The sequence below is a fragment of the Nonlabens sp. Asnod3-H03 genome (genome assembly GCF_045063665.1).
GTDB lineage: Bacteria > Bacteroidota > Bacteroidia > Flavobacteriales > Flavobacteriaceae > Nonlabens > Nonlabens ulvanivorans.
The window spans coordinates 60,992-77,944 of the sequence record NZ_JBEFOD010000007.1; the positions used below are offsets into that span (position 1 = coordinate 60,992).

The window sequence follows — 16,953 nt, forward strand, 5'->3', positions numbered from 1 at the left end:
AGGAACGATAAATTGTGGAAATACAATCAGTATCCCAATAGCAATAGAAAGACACCATTGAACCTATCTAGGATAGGCACGCCACCTGGTATTAAAAAAATAAAACTTTTTAGCAATCTTCATTTATAAGATTATAAAAGACCTCTTGCTTTAATCTCAAGATATTTATTAATGGTATTTACTGTAAGGTGTTGCGGTTCTGTAAGAATGGTTTGTATACCATATTTGTTCAACTCATTAACAATGAGTTTCTTTTCATAGATAAACTTTTCTGCGATGGTTTTATCGAATATCTCACGAGTCGTATCTACTTCTTCTATAAGCATCTCTTTAAGTTCTGTGTTCTCAAAGAATATGATCACTAGTAAATGATTTTTAGCAATCGCTTGTAAATATGGTAATTGTCTATGTAAAGCATCAAGTGTTTCAAAGTTTGTATATAATAGGAGTAAACTACGATTTGTAATCTTGCGTTTTACGTCTATATATAATCTAGAAAAATCACTTTCTTTAAAATCTGTATCAACATTATAAAGTGTCTCGAGAATAAGATTCATTTGCGAAGCTCTTTTTTGAGCTACCACCTGATTAGATATGCGGTCTGAAAAGCCAAACATACCAGCTTTGTCACCTTTCTTTAAGGCTATATTACTAATCACTAAAGTTGCATTAATCGCATAATCAATCAATTTCATACCTTCAAAAGGCATTTTCATGACACGTCCTTTATCAATAACAGAGTAAACTGGTTGCGACTTTTCATCTTGATACTGATTAAGCATTAATTGCCCACGTTTTGCACTGGCTTTCCAGTTGATATTGCGCACATCATCACCTGGCACATAGTCTTTAATTTGCTCAAATTCCATAGTGTGCCCTATCCTACGTATTTTTTTCATTCCGTAGTCTTTGAGTTTATTGGTAAAAGCCATCAACTCATACTTACGCATTTGTAAAAAAGATGGATATGTAGGCGCCATAGCGTCTGCATCAAAAAGATAACGCCGTTCTATAAAACCTAAAAAACTGGATACATAGACATTTAAAGACCCAAAGTGATACTCACCGCGTTCTACAGGTCTCACTGTATAATTAAACTCTCTAGACTTACCTGACTCAATAGTTGTGTCTATAACAAAGTCTCGCTTCTGGAACTGAACAGGTAATTCATCAATAATTTTAATTGCAATTTTATAAGGATATTGATTTGCAATAGCAATATTTATAGGGTTATCGTCTCCATTAGATAATTTATCAGGAATATTACGTTTTGCTTTAATACCTTTTTGAAGTCGATATACTAATATAACATCGAGAATAGTAAGTGCTATAAACAGATAAAACGCAAACTTTAAATAGCTAAAAATAGCCGGGAATAAGAAAGAGACTATCAATAATATCACAAGCCCAATAAGCACTTGAAAAAAGCGCTTTGAGAAGTAAATACTCTTATAGAATTTATGTAGTTTCTTTTTCACTATCTAGGAATCTCTATGGTTTCTAAGATTTGTGCTACAGCTCGATCTGCAGTGAAGCCTTCCATTTCTCTTTCAGGAGTTAAAATAATTCTGTGTCGCATAACAGATTTTGCAATGTATTTAATATCATCTGGTGTTACAAAATCACGTCCCATAAGAGCCGCATAAGCTTTAGACCCATTCATTATAGCAATTGATGCACGTGGTGATGCTCCTAGATAAAGATTTGCATTATTACGTGTATTAAGAACAATCTCTGCTATATATTTAATTAGATTATCTTCAATGATAATGTCTTTAATAATAGTTTGATATTTTTTAATTGCAGCTGCTGATAGTACTCCTTCAATCAGCGTTTCTGGATCTTCATTTTTTCTAGCGTGATTACCTTCTAGTATCTTAATTTCTTCGTCTAGATTAGGGTAATCGACGTTAATCTTAAATAAGAAACGGTCTAGTTGCGCTTCTGGCAATCTATAGGTTCCTTCTTGTTCTACTGGGTTTTGAGTTGCAAATACTAAGAATGGTGTATCTAAATTGTACTCATGTCCATCAATAGTTACCTGACGCTCTGCCATCGCTTCAAATAGTGCCGCCTGTGTTTTTGCTGGTGCTCGATTGATCTCGTCAATAAGAATAATGTTTGAAAATATAGGTCCTGCCTTAAATTCAAATTCATTGTTCTTCATACTAAAAACGCTTGTACCTAATATATCACTAGGCATTAAGTCTGGTGTGAATTGAATACGTGAAAAACCAATTTGCATGGTTTTGGCAAGTAATTTTGCTGTTACCGTTTTTGCTACACCAGGAACTCCTTCTATTAAGGAATGTCCATTTGCTAGAATAGAAACTATCAATAAGTCAATCATCTCTTCTTGACCGACTATTACTTTACCTAATTGCTCTTTAATTTTAACAACTGCAGCAGACAATTCTGTTAGGTCAAGCCTATTTTTAAAAGCTAATCCATCTGACTGAGTAGCTTCTTCTACTTCAGGTTGATCTGGAACAAAAGCAGAAGATCCAGACTCTTGATCTGGTGTTTGAACAAACTGCTCTTGTGCGGCCTCGTGTACAGGTTGGGAATTAGTATCTTGATCTGATTGTGGCTGGTTATCTTGTGGCTGGAGTTGGTCTTTATTTTCTTCCATAGTTATTTATTCCTTTAAAAAGGCTTCAATCCTTTTATTAAGTTGTTTTAATTCATATTCATTGTGTACTGATTTAGCACGCAACTTATTGATGTATAAAATGACATCTTCTGTAAAGTTCTGTGATCTACCGGATTTGACCGCTAGTCTCTTTATGAAAGTAGTGTCTAATCTTTGAGTGTCTACAAAATATTTAGAACGCAATCGTTCTAAAAAGTAATTAATCTTTTTATCAATAATACCGCTATAATCACCTGTTTGATAATATAAACTACCTATCGTCTTTGTAAATTCTACCGAACTATTTTTAAGTGGTTCTACAATAGGTATAATGCGCTGTCTACGTTTACTAGCAAAAATCATATAGATAATCACACCAAACAATGCTATATAATAAGCCCATTTTAAAGCAGGTTGAGATAGCACAAAACGCATGGGTGAGGTAATAACCTTGCGACCAGACTTACCATAGTCATCAAAGAATACTGGACCATCGTTCATATAGCTTAAAGCCTCTACAGCATACTGGTGTTTACCATCTTTGAGCATGTAATAGTTAGTAAATGATATAGGGTTGAGATTGTAATAAAAAGCACCATCTCCAACCTTTATCTCGACAAAATTAACTTGTGGAGTCTCTCTGGTTAATCTTTTCTCTTCTTTATCATCTACATTAATATCAAGTTTTTCTTCTTTTTCACCTTCATCATTATCAATAGTTTCTTCAAGATAATCTGCAATGTATCCTTTAGAAGGTTCAAAGGCTAGCACCTCACCTAACACTTTAGTGTTTAAGGTATCATAAACTTCAAAAAACTTATAATCTGCACCTTTATCATAGACATAACTCCTATCTTTTAAAGATTTATTAACCAGTCTAGTTCTTACTGTATCCCTTCTAGAATAAGAGTAAAAAGAAGAAGAGTTGGTCTCCAATCCTAATGTGTCTGCCAGAGTGCCATAAGCGCCATTACTGGCAATAAACACTTTATTACCACGCGCAACAAAATCCATTAAATAGTCACTTTCTACACTATCAAAACTGAGATAATCATTTATGAAAATATAGTTGGCATTTGTTATAGAATCATTCTTTAGTAAAAAGTCGACAGGCACTTCATCAACAGATGTGATATCATCTCTATTAAAAATTTCATCTAACTGATCATATAATACAAACGCACCGAATGGTATTTTGTCACCACTAGTAAAACTCTTTTGCCAGTTTAATGGTCTAGGTCTACTGCTTTCAAAAAAGAAAAGCATAACCACCACACCTAGCAGTACATATAGTATCGTTTTTGCTCTCTTATCTATCATGATGTCTGATTTTTAAGAGATTCAAACTTTGTTCTAGCGTCGTTAAATGTATGTTCATTAAGTTCAAACTCTCCATACCAAACATAATCATAGAGGTAGGATATTTTCTTAAAATGCTCTTTGAGCGCAGGCTCGTTAAGTTCGCGATAATAGTCGGAATTTGTTTTTTGAAAATCCCATTCAATCTTCTTATTAGTACTCAACCACTTTAAGGCGTCTAGATATAAATAGCGGACCGCATTTCTATAATTACCAGTAGCAACACTGTCTTTAATTAATTGACTCAAGTCGATTTGCTCGATGTGAGTTTCTTCCATATTTACGGTTGCTGCAACTCTAGCATTGCGAGTTAATAACGATTGGGCGCTTTCTTTAGAGAGCAATCTTACTAGAAAGTAGATCCCTACAGCGGCCATTATTATAAATATTAAAATCTTTAAAACGTCTGCCCAAAAAGGATTAATATCGATTCCAAATACATCACCTATCCAATTGAAAACACCATTAAGAAATCTAGTGAAAAAATTATCACCTTCATCAGACACTTCATAGTAGAAAAAATCATTACCGGTGTACTGTTCTCTCAGGTCATCACCTATATCCGGTATGTCCAGACTACGATTATCATAATCTCGGTTTAACGTGTCGGTAATTTCTCGAGGTCGTTCCTCTATTTTAGGAATAAGATCTTGTAGTGATTGCGCTTTCGCGAAAGCGGATATCAAAACAATACCTATAAGCACTAATTTTCTCATATGTTCTCACCTATTTTTTCAATACGAGAACGCAAAAAAGTATTGTGCTTAAATTCATGTAAATTGAAATATACAAAAGCGTTAATGGTTTGCGATAACAATTGTATAAACATCAACATTAAACAGAATAAACTTATTACTACCACCAATAATATTTGACCAAAGACGCTTTCATCAAGACTAGTTCCTGACTCCACCGTATGGAAAATATACACACCTACAAGTATCGCTGGTAGTAGGTTTAGAGCCATTAAGGCTATTTGGATAATTAATCCTAACACAAAGTTCACTCCTATCGCTTTCCAAAAATTACTAAAAAGTAAATCCCATGCTTCACCAAATGCTCCAAAAACGGTAGAATCTTCATTGTGAACATAACTAAATATAGTGAGACTGATCCACGCATTAAACCCTAAACCTATGAAGATGCTAAGTATAGAGCCTAAGAATGGTATAAATGCTAGTATAACTTGAACGATTATATAAACAATATAAAGTCCAACAGCTACTAGAGCAACTAGAAAAATCCCTCCAAGATGACGTTTAGCCTTTTCCCAAGCATCTTTACGTGGTATATTATTAACCTTGCGCTCCTCGTATAAACTGACGTAAGCACTAGATAAAGTATAATTTAACAATGTGGCAATTAATAACACCAGTATTAATAATATCACACCTATTCCCGTAATCATCGCTGCAGACTCTTCTGCATTTGATCCACCTATAGAATAGCTATTTTGTGCGATAGCAATAGCCACAATACCAGTGATCATTAGATAAACACTGATTAATATAAAAATGACAAAGATGCCATTATATCCTACGAACATATTGATGATTTCTTTAAAGTTTCCTTTCAAAAAATCAAAATATGCAGATATTATTCCTCCAAAGTCCCTACGTAATCTGGGCTCTATATACTTCCTCATTTTTTCTTTTTAGGTAATTAGGATAAATAATGTAATATCCTACAATAATAACAGAACTTAATAACAAAATTGCATATTTAAGGATCGAAGGCATAAAAGCATATCTGGTGACAAACCCTTCAATAAATCCAGCAACTATGAAAAGAGGTATAGTACTAATTAATACTTTAAGTCCTTTTTTAGCACCTTTTACAAAAGATACCCGTCTAGAATAAGTGCCAGGAAACAATATAGAATTACCCATGATCATTCCGGCAGCACCACAAATAACGATTACAGACAGTTCTATAGTACCGTGCAACATAATTACACTCCACGCCTCTACAGCTACGTCTTCATTTGAGAACATAGCAAAAAAGGTCCCTACCATTATACCATTATTAAATAAAATATAACCCGAACCTATAGATGTCAACAGTCCAGCGGCAAAACACAACATTCCTACCTGAATATTATTTTTAGTAATCCATAAAAACATGCCCAACGCACCATCATCTTGATATATGCCTGTAGGATTGCCATTTCTTATGTTTTCTAAAGTTTCATTAACATAACGATCACCTAATATTAGTCTAGTAAAAGAATCGTCATATATAGTACTTATGGCACCTATAGCTACTGCTATCATAAAAATAGCAAAGGCATAAAAAAGCGTACGTTGATGATCTGCAAAAAATAAAGGGAACTCTGTCTTCCAGAAATCTACAATACGATTACCACTTTCTTTTTTATTTACATATATTTTTTGATGCGCTTGACTTGCTAAAGAATTTAAATACAGTAAAGTTTTACTTTTTTTGTAATAAGTTTGGGCAAATGATAAATCGTTAGTCAATTGTATATAGAGCTCTGCAAGGTAATCTGGATCAATTTTAGAATTTGAGTCTAGAGCCTTTTCAAAAGCCACCCATTTTTCCTTATTTTGCTTCACAAAAGCTGCTTCACGCATAGCACGTTTTTTGGCTAAGATAAAAACTAATTTCAGCATGTCCAACACAAATGTAAATACAGCTCAAAATGTTAATATTAACTATCAGGTTTCTAGTCTAGGATATCGTATCGTCGCATTTATTATTGACCTGCTAGTCATGGCTGTGTATTTAATTGTAATTGATTACATCGGTTTAGGTTTTAGGGATATAGTAGATAACAACACTTATTTTGGTATTTCAGAATTACTTTTCCTTCCAGTAGCTTTTTATAGTTTATTCTTTAATATCGTATTTGGTGGTCGTACTCCTGGTAAATTTATTATGAAAATGAGAGTCGTTAAAATAGACGGATCACCAGCTAGATGGTCTGACTATTTAACCACATGGATTATAAGATTAATAGATATCTGGTCTACTAACGGCGGCGTGGGAATTATTGCTATCATTTTTACAGAAAAAAATCAGCGATTAGGAGACTCTGCTTCAGATACTATTGTTATCGACGCTCGCAAAACAACTAAAATTAGTCATACCATCTTAGAAGAAGTGGATCAGAGTTATGAACCTACCTTTATGATGGTTAATAATCTAAGTGACAATGATGTTAACGAGATTAAAGAAATTTATAGACTCGCTGCAGAGAGTCGTGACTTTAAGGCTCTACACCAATTACGTCATAAAGTAGAAGAGCTATTGCAGACTAATTCAGAATTGAGAGATGGTATTTTTATACGTACGATCCTTAAAGACTATACATACCTCACACAAGGACGCTAGATGGATTTTATACAAGTAATTGATTTATTGGGAACGGTAGCGTTTGCCATATCTGGTGCTCTTGCCGCATACAATAAAAAACTAGACGCCTTTGGTATTATTATCATTGCATTTGTTACCGCTGCTGGTGGTGGCACATTGAGAGATATCTTACTAGGTGTGAGTCCCGTATCATGGATGACTAATATGAATCTAGTCTATACTATATTGATATGTGTACTGGTAACTTTCATATTTAGTCAGAAGTTGTTAAAACTGCGCAAAACACTTTTCTTTTTTGATACGATAGGTATCGGTTTATATACCGTTGTAGGTCTAGAAATGGGAATCACTGCAGGACTACATCCGTTTATTTGTGTCACACTAGGTTGTATTACGGCCTGTTTTGGTGGTGTGATCAGGGATATACTAGTAAATGAGATTCCCGTGATTTTCCGTAAAAACATTTATGCTACCGCATGTATCGCTGGTGGCGGTATTTACTTTATTCTTAGAAAATTTGAGGCTCCAGAAAACATCACGTTTATCGTGTCAGGTATTTCGGTTATTGTGATTCGTATGCTGGCCGTTAAATTTAAATGGCAATTACCACGTCCTTACCTTGATTAATTTTGAAAGTATTGGTAGAATTATTACGCTTTCGCGAAAGCGTCATTTAAAGACATCGCTGCTTAATCCTTACCTGCTTTAAATAAAAAATCTTTCTCTGCTTTACTAAGGCTTTCATAACCGCTTGCAGATATTTTATCTAGAATAGCATCGATTTTCTTTTGCTGTGTAGACTTCTCTTTAGCAGTACTATTAGTAGATTTCTTATTGCGGTAAACCGTTTTCATAGGCGCCTTCTTTTCCTTTTTAGGAGTCGATTTAAACATTGATTGAAACCAATCACCAACTGATGAGAGTCCTTTCAAAATATCTATACCATCACGCATTTTATGTGCGGTATAAAATCCAATAGCGATACCACCTAGATGTGCTAAGTTTCCGCCGACATTATCACGAGCAAAAATTCCAGCAATCGTCATGACTAATAAAAAGTATCCTATATACTTGAGTTTTAAATTAAAGAAAATCAATCGCACCTCTGTATCTGGCTGATATGAGCATACAAATAAGGCTACTGCATAAACACCAGCACTTGCTCCTACTAATCCAGCTGAATTTACATAGGTAGAAAACAAGCTTTCACCTAATAAATAAAAAGCAGCTCCACTTAAAACACCTGCAAAGAATAAAGTGATTAGTTGACGACTATTAAAAAAATTAAGCATCATCTGTCCAAAACTGAACAGTATCAACATATTCCAAAATAAATGAAAAATACCAGAATGTAAAAAGGCATAGGTTATTATGGACCACGGTTGTAATAAAGTCTCCCATAAACCTGGTGGTAACCTGAACCAGTAGTATGATGGCGCATATACATATTGTAGTAACCACGACACTAAAGTCAAGGCTACAATGACAACAATTAATTGACCTAATGCTGTTTGCTGTGCATACTTACTTTTTAAATCATCTATGAAAGTCATTAATCCCAACGGTATTTGTCCATGCTATTTCTTTTCCAGTACCAGGTAATTATAAAGCCTACTATAGCACCACCGACGTGTGCTGCATGACCTATATTATCTTGTACACCTGTAATACCTAATGTCGCTATAGTCTCATATGCAAAGTAGGCACCTATCAACCATTTTGCCGCAATAGGAAAAGGAATAAATAGAATTTGTAATTTCACATTAGGATATAAAAAAGCAAATCCTGCCAGCACACCAAAGGTGCATCCACTTGCGCCTACCATTACACCCCAAAAATTAGGGTCACTAGCGGTCCCAAAAAGCTGTTGATCTACAATTGCTTGAGTAGCGCCTGCTTCTATCGCCTCACTAGTCCATGTTATATACTCGTAGTAGTCTATTCCTGTAGTTAATAAATAAGCTCCTATTCCAGAACTTAAGTAAAAGAAAATAAACTTATTGTTTCCCATCCAGCGTTCCAGTGGCGGACCAAAAATAGCTAACACATACATATTCATTAAAATATGTAGAAAATTTGCAGAATCATGCATGAACATGTGAGATATTGGTTGCCATATTTGAAACCTTGGATCTTCAAAGAAATGAAGAGCAAATGTGTCATATAATCCTGGAGCAATAAAAACAGTCCCTATATAAAAAACGACATTAATAATAATAATACCTTTTACTACAGGCGTCATGTTACTAAACATACTAGTTGAACTTTAAATTTAGGCTTTCGCCCGTGATATTTATGAACACCTTTTTTCCTTGAGCGGTAAGTTCTGACTCTTTACAAGCAAATAATTCATCGACAAGATTCTCCATAGCCTCTTGACTCATAGATTCTCCACTTCTGATGGCCATTCCTCTAGCCATGGTAGCTGCTAGCCGATCTGATTGAGAAAAACTTTCTTTAGGTAAATCTAATTCGCTATCTCTGATGATAGTTTCCAGAACTTCTGGCACGTGTTTTTCTTTCAACTGGATAGGTAAGCCTACAATTTCAACGACATTATTTGCTAATGTTTTAAAGATAAAACCTGTCTGCTCTAGCTGTTCTTGTAATTGTGTTAAAATAGACACTTCATCAACAGGTAAATTAAGTCTCAACGGAAATAATAATTGTTGACTTGTACCTCTTTGTACAGTGATATGCTTTAATAATTGCTCATACAAAACACGTTCGTGAGCACGATTTTGATGAATGACCAGCATACCACTCTTTAATGTGCTGATGATAAATTTGCGTTGTAATTGAAAAATATTGCGCGTTACTTTCTCATCCTCAAACATCGATGTAGTCATAGACACCTCTTCTGTCTCATCTAGTAAGGTTGAAGAATCATCTAATCCAGCATATAGCGATTCCCATGCTTGCGGCGCAGGTTTACTATAAGATGGAGTTGATTTACTGGTGCTAGAACTAGAACTGCCAGTATTTGAAAATGGATTAAAATCTGGATTGACTTCTATTTTAGGAGAACTGGTATTTTTCTTAGTATACTCATAAGGAACCTCGTATTGAGGTTCTTTGTCAAAATCAATCGCATTAATACTGAACTGTCCTAGCGCATGTTTTACACTTGCTCTAACAATGGCATATAAACTATGCTCATCGTCAAATTTGACCTCAGTTTTTGTAGGATGAATATTGATATCCACACTATCCTTAGGCACATCTAAAAATAAAAAATATGTTGGATTATTTTTCTCTTTAAGCAAGCCTTCAAAAGCACTAGTCACGGCGTGATGTAGATAATTATGCTTAATAAATCGGTCATTAACAAAGAAATACTGTAAACCTTTAGTTTTACGAGCAAACTCTGGTTTACCTACAAAACCAGATATTTTAACTAGTTCTGTTTCTTCTTCTACAGGAACTAACTTTTCATTAGTCTTTGCTCCCATAATATTTACAATACGCTGTCTGTAATTACTAATTGGTAAATTAAATAGCTCTGTATCGTTACTAGAGAATTTAAGTCCTACTTGAGGATGCGCCATAGCAACACGATGAAACTCATCAGTAATGTTGCGTAATTCTACATTATCAGATTTTAAAAATTTACGACGTGCTGGTACATTGTAAAACAAATTGCGAACACTAATCATAGTTCCCTTTGTGGTTACGACAGGTTCTTGATTGACAACCTTACTACCTTCTATTTCAAGAATAGTACCTAGATCATCATCTTCTCTCTTGGTTTTTAACGACACATGTGCAATAGCCGCTACAGAAGCAAGCGCTTCACCACGAAACCCTTTTGTGTGCAAATCAAAAAGATCATTTGCATTAGTGATTTTTGAAGTAGCATGTCTTTCAAACGCCATACGAGCATCAGTCATGCTCATCCCTTTTCCATCATCAATGACCTGCACAAGTGTTTTACCAGCATCTTTAATAATTAAAGAAATTTGTGTGGCTCCAGCATCGATGGCGTTTTCTAACAACTCCTTTACAACACTGGCAGGTCGTTGCACAACTTCTCCAGCCGCGATCTGGTTGGCCACGTGATCGGGCAATAATCTTATAATGTCTGACATGAAGTCAATCTAAAATTTAAATATGGATAAATCAAAATCAATTAACCATAAAAAGACTAATACAAGCACAGCTACAATGATATATAAGCGTTTTTTAACACCTGCATCTACACCTTGCTTATAATCACTCATCGCTGTATTAAACCTATTTTTTAAACCACCAGCATCAATAGTTGATCGGTGTTCATCAAATTTATGTTTAATTTCAAACGGTCGTGTTCCTTCCTCTTGCTTATAAAAGCGAGGCTCGTAACTATACTTTTTATTTTTGCGACGTGTTAGAATTCCCATGATTATGGTTTATTACAAAGTTAATAAATATGCTATTGTAGATACGTCAAACACCATACCGACTATCAACAATATGACTAATAATTAAAAAATAGCCGTTTAAAGACGTGTTATGTTGAATAATTACGCTTTCGCGAAAGCGTAATCATCAACAAGTCAACCCATTCTATAACAGTGTAATCTTTTTGTGAAGTTTAGGCATTATATTTAAGGATTCCAAAAAAGACTTTTATAACATGAATCTAACCAATCCAGTAAACAGCATCCTTAAAGGGACTATCTCTTTTCTAATCATTTGTTTTAGTACGTTATCTTTTTCTCAAGACTCATATCCGATAGATTTTCAAGGAGATATCATTACCATGGAAACTAATATCGATAACTTTCAATGGTCACAATTTCCATCAAATAGTGTGTTAAAAAACAGCTATACTGGATGGATACAATTTGCACAAACTCCTACTTACATAGTTCAACAAGAATTAAAAGCTGCAGGAATTACACTTGAAGCCTATTTACCTCATAGAACTTATGCTTTTACAGCATCACAAGAAGTAAGTCCTATATTTTTAAAACAAAAAGGAGTGATTACAATTAGACCTTATGATAATCGCATGAAATTATCACATGATCTTAAAAATGAGACTATCGGTAATTGGGCTATTCGAGGAGATAAAACCCTTATCCAGATACAATATTTCAAATCAATTACTCCAGAGGAAATTAGTATAGACTTAAAAAACGATGGCATTGATATTATAGAAGTTTTTACAAGTGGTCACAACGTCATGGTCGCTATTGACAATGATCGTATTAATGAGATTGCCTCTCGTAACTATGTTCAATATATGGACATCATCGTGCCTCCATCTATAAAAGAAGATACTGATGGAAGAGGTTTACACAGGTCTAATAATCTAGACACGCAACAAGTTGGTGGAAGAAACTACACTGGTGCTGGAATTGGTGTTCTAGTAAGAGATGATGGAATTGTTGGACCGCATATCGATTTTGAAGGCCGCATAGACAACTCACAGGCTAGTGGTTCAGGACAAACGCACGGCGATGGTGTTGCTGGTATTTTAGCTGGTGCTGGAAACCTCAATCCAGAAAATCGCGGTATGGCAGCTGGATCTAATGTTTATGTCTCAAATTATGCTTCTTCTTTTCTAGATAGCGCGACGACATCACTTATCGCAAATGGAGATGTTCAAATCACCAACTCTTCTTATGGAAATGGATGTAATGCAGGCTATACCATAACTGCAAATACTGTCGATACTCAAATTAATAATACACCTTCATTATTACATGTATTTTCTGCAGGAAATTCTAATGGGTCTGATTGCGGGTATGGTGCTGGTGGCCAATGGGGAAATATAACGGGTGGACACAAACAAGGTAAAAATGTAATTGCAACCGCAAATGTAAATGATGATGGTACTCTTGCGGGAAGCAGTAGTAATGGACCTGCTACAGATGGACGTATCAAGCCAGATATTACAGCTCATGGGCAAGGTCATATATCAACTAATGAAAACAACGGTTATTTATCTTTTGGAGGAACCTCAGGTGCGGCACCTGGAATTGCAGGTGTAGCGGCTCAATTATATGATGCTTATCAAACCATAGCAAATGGTGTTTTACCAGAGTCAGCTTTAATAAAAGCTATCATGCTTAATACCGCAAATGACGTAGGTAATACTGGTCCTGATTTTCAATACGGCTGGGGAATTGTAAATGGGTTAAGAGCTGTTAAAACTATTGAAGGACGTAATTTTTTTAGCAGAACAGTTTCACAAGGCACATCACAAAGTCGTGTTGTTCCTGTACCACAAAATGCTTCACAAGTTAGAATAATGCTATACTGGAATGATCCGGCAGCTGCTACTGGTGTTTCCACTGCTCTAGTTAACGACTTAGATCTAGTGGTGAGTGATCCAGCTGGTTCTATTTACAATCCATGGGTTCTCAATAGCAACCCAAATGCTGTGACTCTTAATGTTCCAGCTACTACTGGAATAGATCGACTGAATAACATGGAACAAGTCGTAATTGATAATCCTATCGCTGGTGATTATACTGTAGATATTACAGGATTTAATATACCCATGGGAATCCAAAAATTTTATGTCGTTTATGAAATAATAGAAGACCAACTGAACATCACATATCCTAATGGTGGTGAATCTTTAACACCAGGTAGTACAGAGTTTATTCAATGGGATGCTACTAATACTAGCGGTAATCTCTCATTAGAATATAGCTCTGATAACGGTACGAGTTGGAATGCAATCGCAACTGTAAGTAATACAAGTTTATTATATGAATGGACCGTACCTAATGATGTCTCTGGTCAATGTCTCGTAAGAATAACTGATAGTAATGGTAATACAGACACTAGTGACGCTGCATTTTCTATTGCTCAACGAGTGACAGGTTTAAGCATTACACAAGTATGCCCGACATATATTAATGTATCATGGAACGCGATGCCAGGTGCCACTTCATATGACATATATACTTTAGGACAACAATTTATGGAAGTAAATGGTAGCAGTACAACTTTAAGCTACAGTATACCTATTACAAACATTAACGATGTACAATGGATAGCCATCAGCGCTTCTGGCGGCAATGGATGGACTAGTCTGCGTACCAATGCTATAGAATATGACGGCAGTGGATTATTAAATTGCTCACTAAGCAACGATTTAACGGTTGTAAGTATTTTGAACACCACAGCAGATTTTCAAACCATTTGTAATCCTGGACCTATCATTGTATCGGCCAGTATAGAGAACCTAGGATCACAAGACCAGTCTAACTTTACAATATCATATCAAATCGATAATAATGCTATTATACAAGAGACTTATAATGGAACTCTTAATGCAGGTTCTTCCATTTTATATAACTTCAACACACCAGCAACTGTGAACGCAAATGGTGCAGGCACATTACGTGTTTGGGTAAGTACAACTAATGATGAACAATTAGTAAACGATGAAAAAACACTTGATTATTTTGCAACAGCAACAAGTGAATCATTAGACATTGTAGAACCTTTTGATGTAAATGGTGTACTACCTACAGGATGGATACTTGATAATCCAGATGGAAATACGACATGGACTGAAGAGATGAATGTTATAGGAGTTAATGGAAATCCGACAACAGCTGCATTCATTGATGGTGCAAACTATACCTCACGTGGACAAACAGATTCTTTTACTACAAATTATTATGATTTAAATTTTAATGGTACCGCTACACTTACTTTTGATTTAGCAAAAGCACAATGGTCTGCAACCTACAATGATGGACTAAGAGTAGAATTATCTACGGATTGCGGTAGCACATACAATCAAATTTATTTTAAAGATGGCTTAACACTTGCCACGGTACCCTATACTAATAGTACTTGGACACCTAGCAGTGCTTCAGACTGGCGACAAGAAAGTATAGACTTAAGCTCGTTTGTAGGTAATGATATAGTATTAAGGTTTGTTAACCTTAATGATTACAGTAACAGTACATATATTGATAACATATCTCTAAATAGCACATTATCAAATAAAGAAAACAAATTAGCAAGTGCTGTAAATTTATATCCTAACCCAGCAAATACAATAGCATTTATAGAAATAGATAAACTTACCGCAGAAACTGTAGATATTCAAATTATGAATAGTTTAGGTCAGGTGATTCTACAAGCTGATAAAGTCAAAAGTTCAATGACTACAAAGCTAGATGTGAGTAATTATAAATCAGGATTATATTTTGTTAGAGTTAGCACTGGAGAATTACAAACAACAAAAAAGCTGATTATAAAATAATCAGCTTTCAAATATTATTATAAAAAAGTATCTAATTAATGGTCGTTTTTAATAGCGGCCATTTTTATTGCAGCTATAGCCGCCTCAGACCCTTTATTTCCATGTTGTCCACCGCTACGAGCAGCAGATTGCGCATGGGTATCGTCTGTTAAAACACAAAAGATAACAGGAATACGAGTTTTATTTAAATTAAGATCTTTAATTCCTTGAGTAACACCTTGACATACAAAGTCAAAATGAGCGGTTTCTCCTCTAATCACATTACCTATAGCAATTATCGCGTCTAATGGTTTTTTAGTTCTTCTATTAACCACTGGATAAGATCTGTGCTGCATCGTTTTACATCCATAGATCAACTCAAAAGAACCAGGAACGTTCATTCTATGAATATTAAACTGGTCAACACCACAGTCCATTAAAGCCTCTACAGCACCTTTATAAAGGTTTTCTGTAATATCTTCATTCCATTCAGAAACAACAATCCCGATACGCATTGCTGCGGCATCGGGTAAATTGTTTTTATCGTAATGTGATAAATCTTTTCCTTGTGTTGCCATGTAACTAGTTACCTGATGCTTGTGCCTGACCTAAAAGTACTTTTGCAGTACTAGCCTCATCTGCATCAGCATACATAGATTCTATTTTTTCTAGGGCCTCGATCGCTGTTGATTTATCACCAGTAGCAAGAGCAGCATTAGCAGCTTTTAATAAATACTTAGGAGAAGTAAAATCGTTAGGATTGGTCTCAGCAGCTTGCATGTAATAAGAAACAGCATCTGCAGTTTGATTAACTTGTACTAGTGCATCACCTATTCCAGCAAGAGAAATAGATTCTAATACAGAATCTCCACCTTTATAAGCAGTTAAATGATCAATTGCTTTTTGATAATTATTTCCACCTAAATTTAGATATGCCATTCCAGCTTGATAATTTGCAAGGTTAGCTGCATCAGTACCAGAGTACTCATCGATGATTCTAGTAAGACCAAATTTACCATTTCCACCTTCTAAAGCTAGAGTGTATAGTGAATCTTGAACATCACCTGTAGCAACAATAGCGTCATTGTAATAAATGTTTGCTTGGGTCATCTCTGCCACAGCCTCTTCAGACTTAGGGCCTAATATGAATTGTGTGTAAGCCCACCATAGTAAAGCTATTACAGCAAGTCCACCTATAACATATAAGATTGTATTTTGATTTCTACTTACCCATTCTTCCGTCTTATTTGCTCCTTCATCTAAGGTGCTAAAAACTTCTGCTGTAGTAGATTCAGATTCTAGAACTTCTTCTACAACTTCTTTCTCTTTCTTAGTTTTAGGTTTGTATCCTCGTTTATTATAGGTTGCCATAGTTTATTTATTGAACGCGCAAAAATATAATATTTATCCATAATTAAAAATGTGTTTA

General features: G+C 35.0%; 15 protein-coding genes. 3 read left to right on the forward strand and 12 right to left on the reverse strand.

Going from position 1 to position 16,953, the window contains the following annotated elements; genetic code table 11:
* Positions 1 to 131: 131 nt before the first annotated feature.
* The 6 genes from ACJJVI_RS01780 to ACJJVI_RS01805 are packed head-to-tail and all read right to left on the reverse strand — an operon-like array spanning position 132 to position 6,585.
* Positions 132 to 1,478 (reverse strand): DUF58 domain-containing protein, encoded by a 1,347-nt coding sequence (locus tag ACJJVI_RS01780; protein ID WP_405349991.1) that lies wholly within the window; start codon positions 1,476 to 1,478, stop codon positions 132 to 134.
* Positions 1,478 to 2,632 carry a MoxR family ATPase gene (locus ACJJVI_RS01785; RefSeq protein WP_036584639.1) on the reverse strand — a complete coding sequence of 385 codons (1,155 nt, stop codon included), beginning with the start codon at positions 2,630 to 2,632 and terminating at the stop codon, positions 1,478 to 1,480. Before ACJJVI_RS01785 ends, ACJJVI_RS01780 begins: the two co-directional genes overlap by 1 nt.
* A 6-nt stretch (positions 2,633 to 2,638) precedes the next feature.
* Positions 2,639 to 3,952, reverse strand: coding sequence for a DUF4350 domain-containing protein (locus ACJJVI_RS01790; protein ID WP_397300361.1), 1,314 nt, complete (start codon positions 3,950 to 3,952; stop codon positions 2,639 to 2,641).
* Complete coding sequence (locus ACJJVI_RS01795) at positions 3,949 to 4,707, reverse strand: DUF4129 domain-containing protein (protein WP_036584635.1); 759 nt, start codon at positions 4,705 to 4,707, stop codon at positions 3,949 to 3,951. Before ACJJVI_RS01795 ends, ACJJVI_RS01790 begins: the two co-directional genes overlap by 4 nt.
* Positions 4,704 to 5,636 carry a hypothetical protein gene (locus tag ACJJVI_RS01800; protein WP_146128689.1) on the reverse strand — a complete coding sequence of 311 codons (933 nt, stop codon included), beginning with the start codon at positions 5,634 to 5,636 and terminating at the stop codon, positions 4,704 to 4,706. Before ACJJVI_RS01800 ends, ACJJVI_RS01795 begins: the two co-directional genes overlap by 4 nt.
* The gene (locus ACJJVI_RS01805) at positions 5,605 to 6,585 is read right to left on the reverse strand and encodes a stage II sporulation protein M (RefSeq protein WP_036585375.1); all 981 of its coding nucleotides are present in this window, start codon (positions 6,583 to 6,585) and stop codon (positions 5,605 to 5,607) included. The genes ACJJVI_RS01800 and ACJJVI_RS01805 overlap by 32 nt, the downstream gene beginning before the upstream one ends.
* A gap of 37 nt (positions 6,586 to 6,622) precedes the next feature.
* Between ACJJVI_RS01805 and ACJJVI_RS01810 the strand changes: the two genes are divergently transcribed.
* Positions 6,623 to 7,345: an RDD family protein gene (locus ACJJVI_RS01810; RefSeq protein ID WP_405349994.1), complete on the forward strand. Its 723-nt coding sequence runs from the start codon at positions 6,623 to 6,625 to the stop codon at positions 7,343 to 7,345.
* Complete coding sequence (locus ACJJVI_RS01815; protein WP_036584631.1) at positions 7,346 to 7,954, forward strand: trimeric intracellular cation channel family protein; 609 nt, start codon at positions 7,346 to 7,348, stop codon at positions 7,952 to 7,954.
* A gap of 62 nt (positions 7,955 to 8,016) precedes the next feature.
* Here the strand turns inward: ACJJVI_RS01815 and ACJJVI_RS01820 are convergent, their stop codons facing one another.
* The 4 genes from ACJJVI_RS01820 to ACJJVI_RS01835 are packed head-to-tail and all read right to left on the reverse strand — an operon-like array spanning position 8,017 to position 11,706.
* Positions 8,017 to 8,880, reverse strand: coding sequence for a rhomboid family intramembrane serine protease (locus ACJJVI_RS01820; protein WP_405349997.1), 864 nt, complete (start codon positions 8,878 to 8,880; stop codon positions 8,017 to 8,019).
* Positions 8,880 to 9,581, reverse strand: coding sequence for a rhomboid family intramembrane serine protease (locus tag ACJJVI_RS01825; protein ID WP_405349999.1), 702 nt, complete (start codon positions 9,579 to 9,581; stop codon positions 8,880 to 8,882). Before ACJJVI_RS01825 ends, ACJJVI_RS01820 begins: the two co-directional genes overlap by 1 nt.
* Position 9,582: 1 nt before the next feature.
* Positions 9,583 to 11,415: a DNA mismatch repair endonuclease MutL gene (gene mutL / locus ACJJVI_RS01830; protein WP_036584623.1), complete on the reverse strand. Its 1,833-nt coding sequence runs from the start codon at positions 11,413 to 11,415 to the stop codon at positions 9,583 to 9,585.
* Between the two features lie 9 nt (positions 11,416 to 11,424).
* Positions 11,425 to 11,706 carry a hypothetical protein gene (locus ACJJVI_RS01835; RefSeq protein ID WP_036584620.1) on the reverse strand — a complete coding sequence of 94 codons (282 nt, stop codon included), beginning with the start codon at positions 11,704 to 11,706 and terminating at the stop codon, positions 11,425 to 11,427.
* A 236-nt stretch (positions 11,707 to 11,942) separates the two neighbouring features.
* On the opposite strand from ACJJVI_RS01835, the gene ACJJVI_RS01840 reads away from it, so the two are divergent.
* Positions 11,943 to 15,545: a S8 family serine peptidase gene (locus tag ACJJVI_RS01840; RefSeq protein ID WP_405350002.1), complete on the forward strand. Its 3,603-nt coding sequence runs from the start codon at positions 11,943 to 11,945 to the stop codon at positions 15,543 to 15,545.
* Positions 15,546 to 15,580: 35 nt separating this feature from the next.
* Here ACJJVI_RS01840 and ribH read toward each other — a convergent pair whose 3' ends face one another.
* On the reverse strand, positions 15,581 to 16,102 hold the full coding sequence (gene ribH, locus ACJJVI_RS01845) for a 6,7-dimethyl-8-ribityllumazine synthase (RefSeq protein ID WP_042296256.1): 522 nt from the start codon (positions 16,100 to 16,102) through the stop codon (positions 15,581 to 15,583).
* Positions 16,103 to 16,106: 4 nt separating this feature from the next.
* Entirely contained in the window at positions 16,107 to 16,895 is a 789-nt protein-coding gene (locus tag ACJJVI_RS01850) for a tetratricopeptide repeat protein (protein WP_348022321.1), read from the reverse strand.
* Between the last annotated feature and the right edge of the window lie 58 nt (positions 16,896 to 16,953).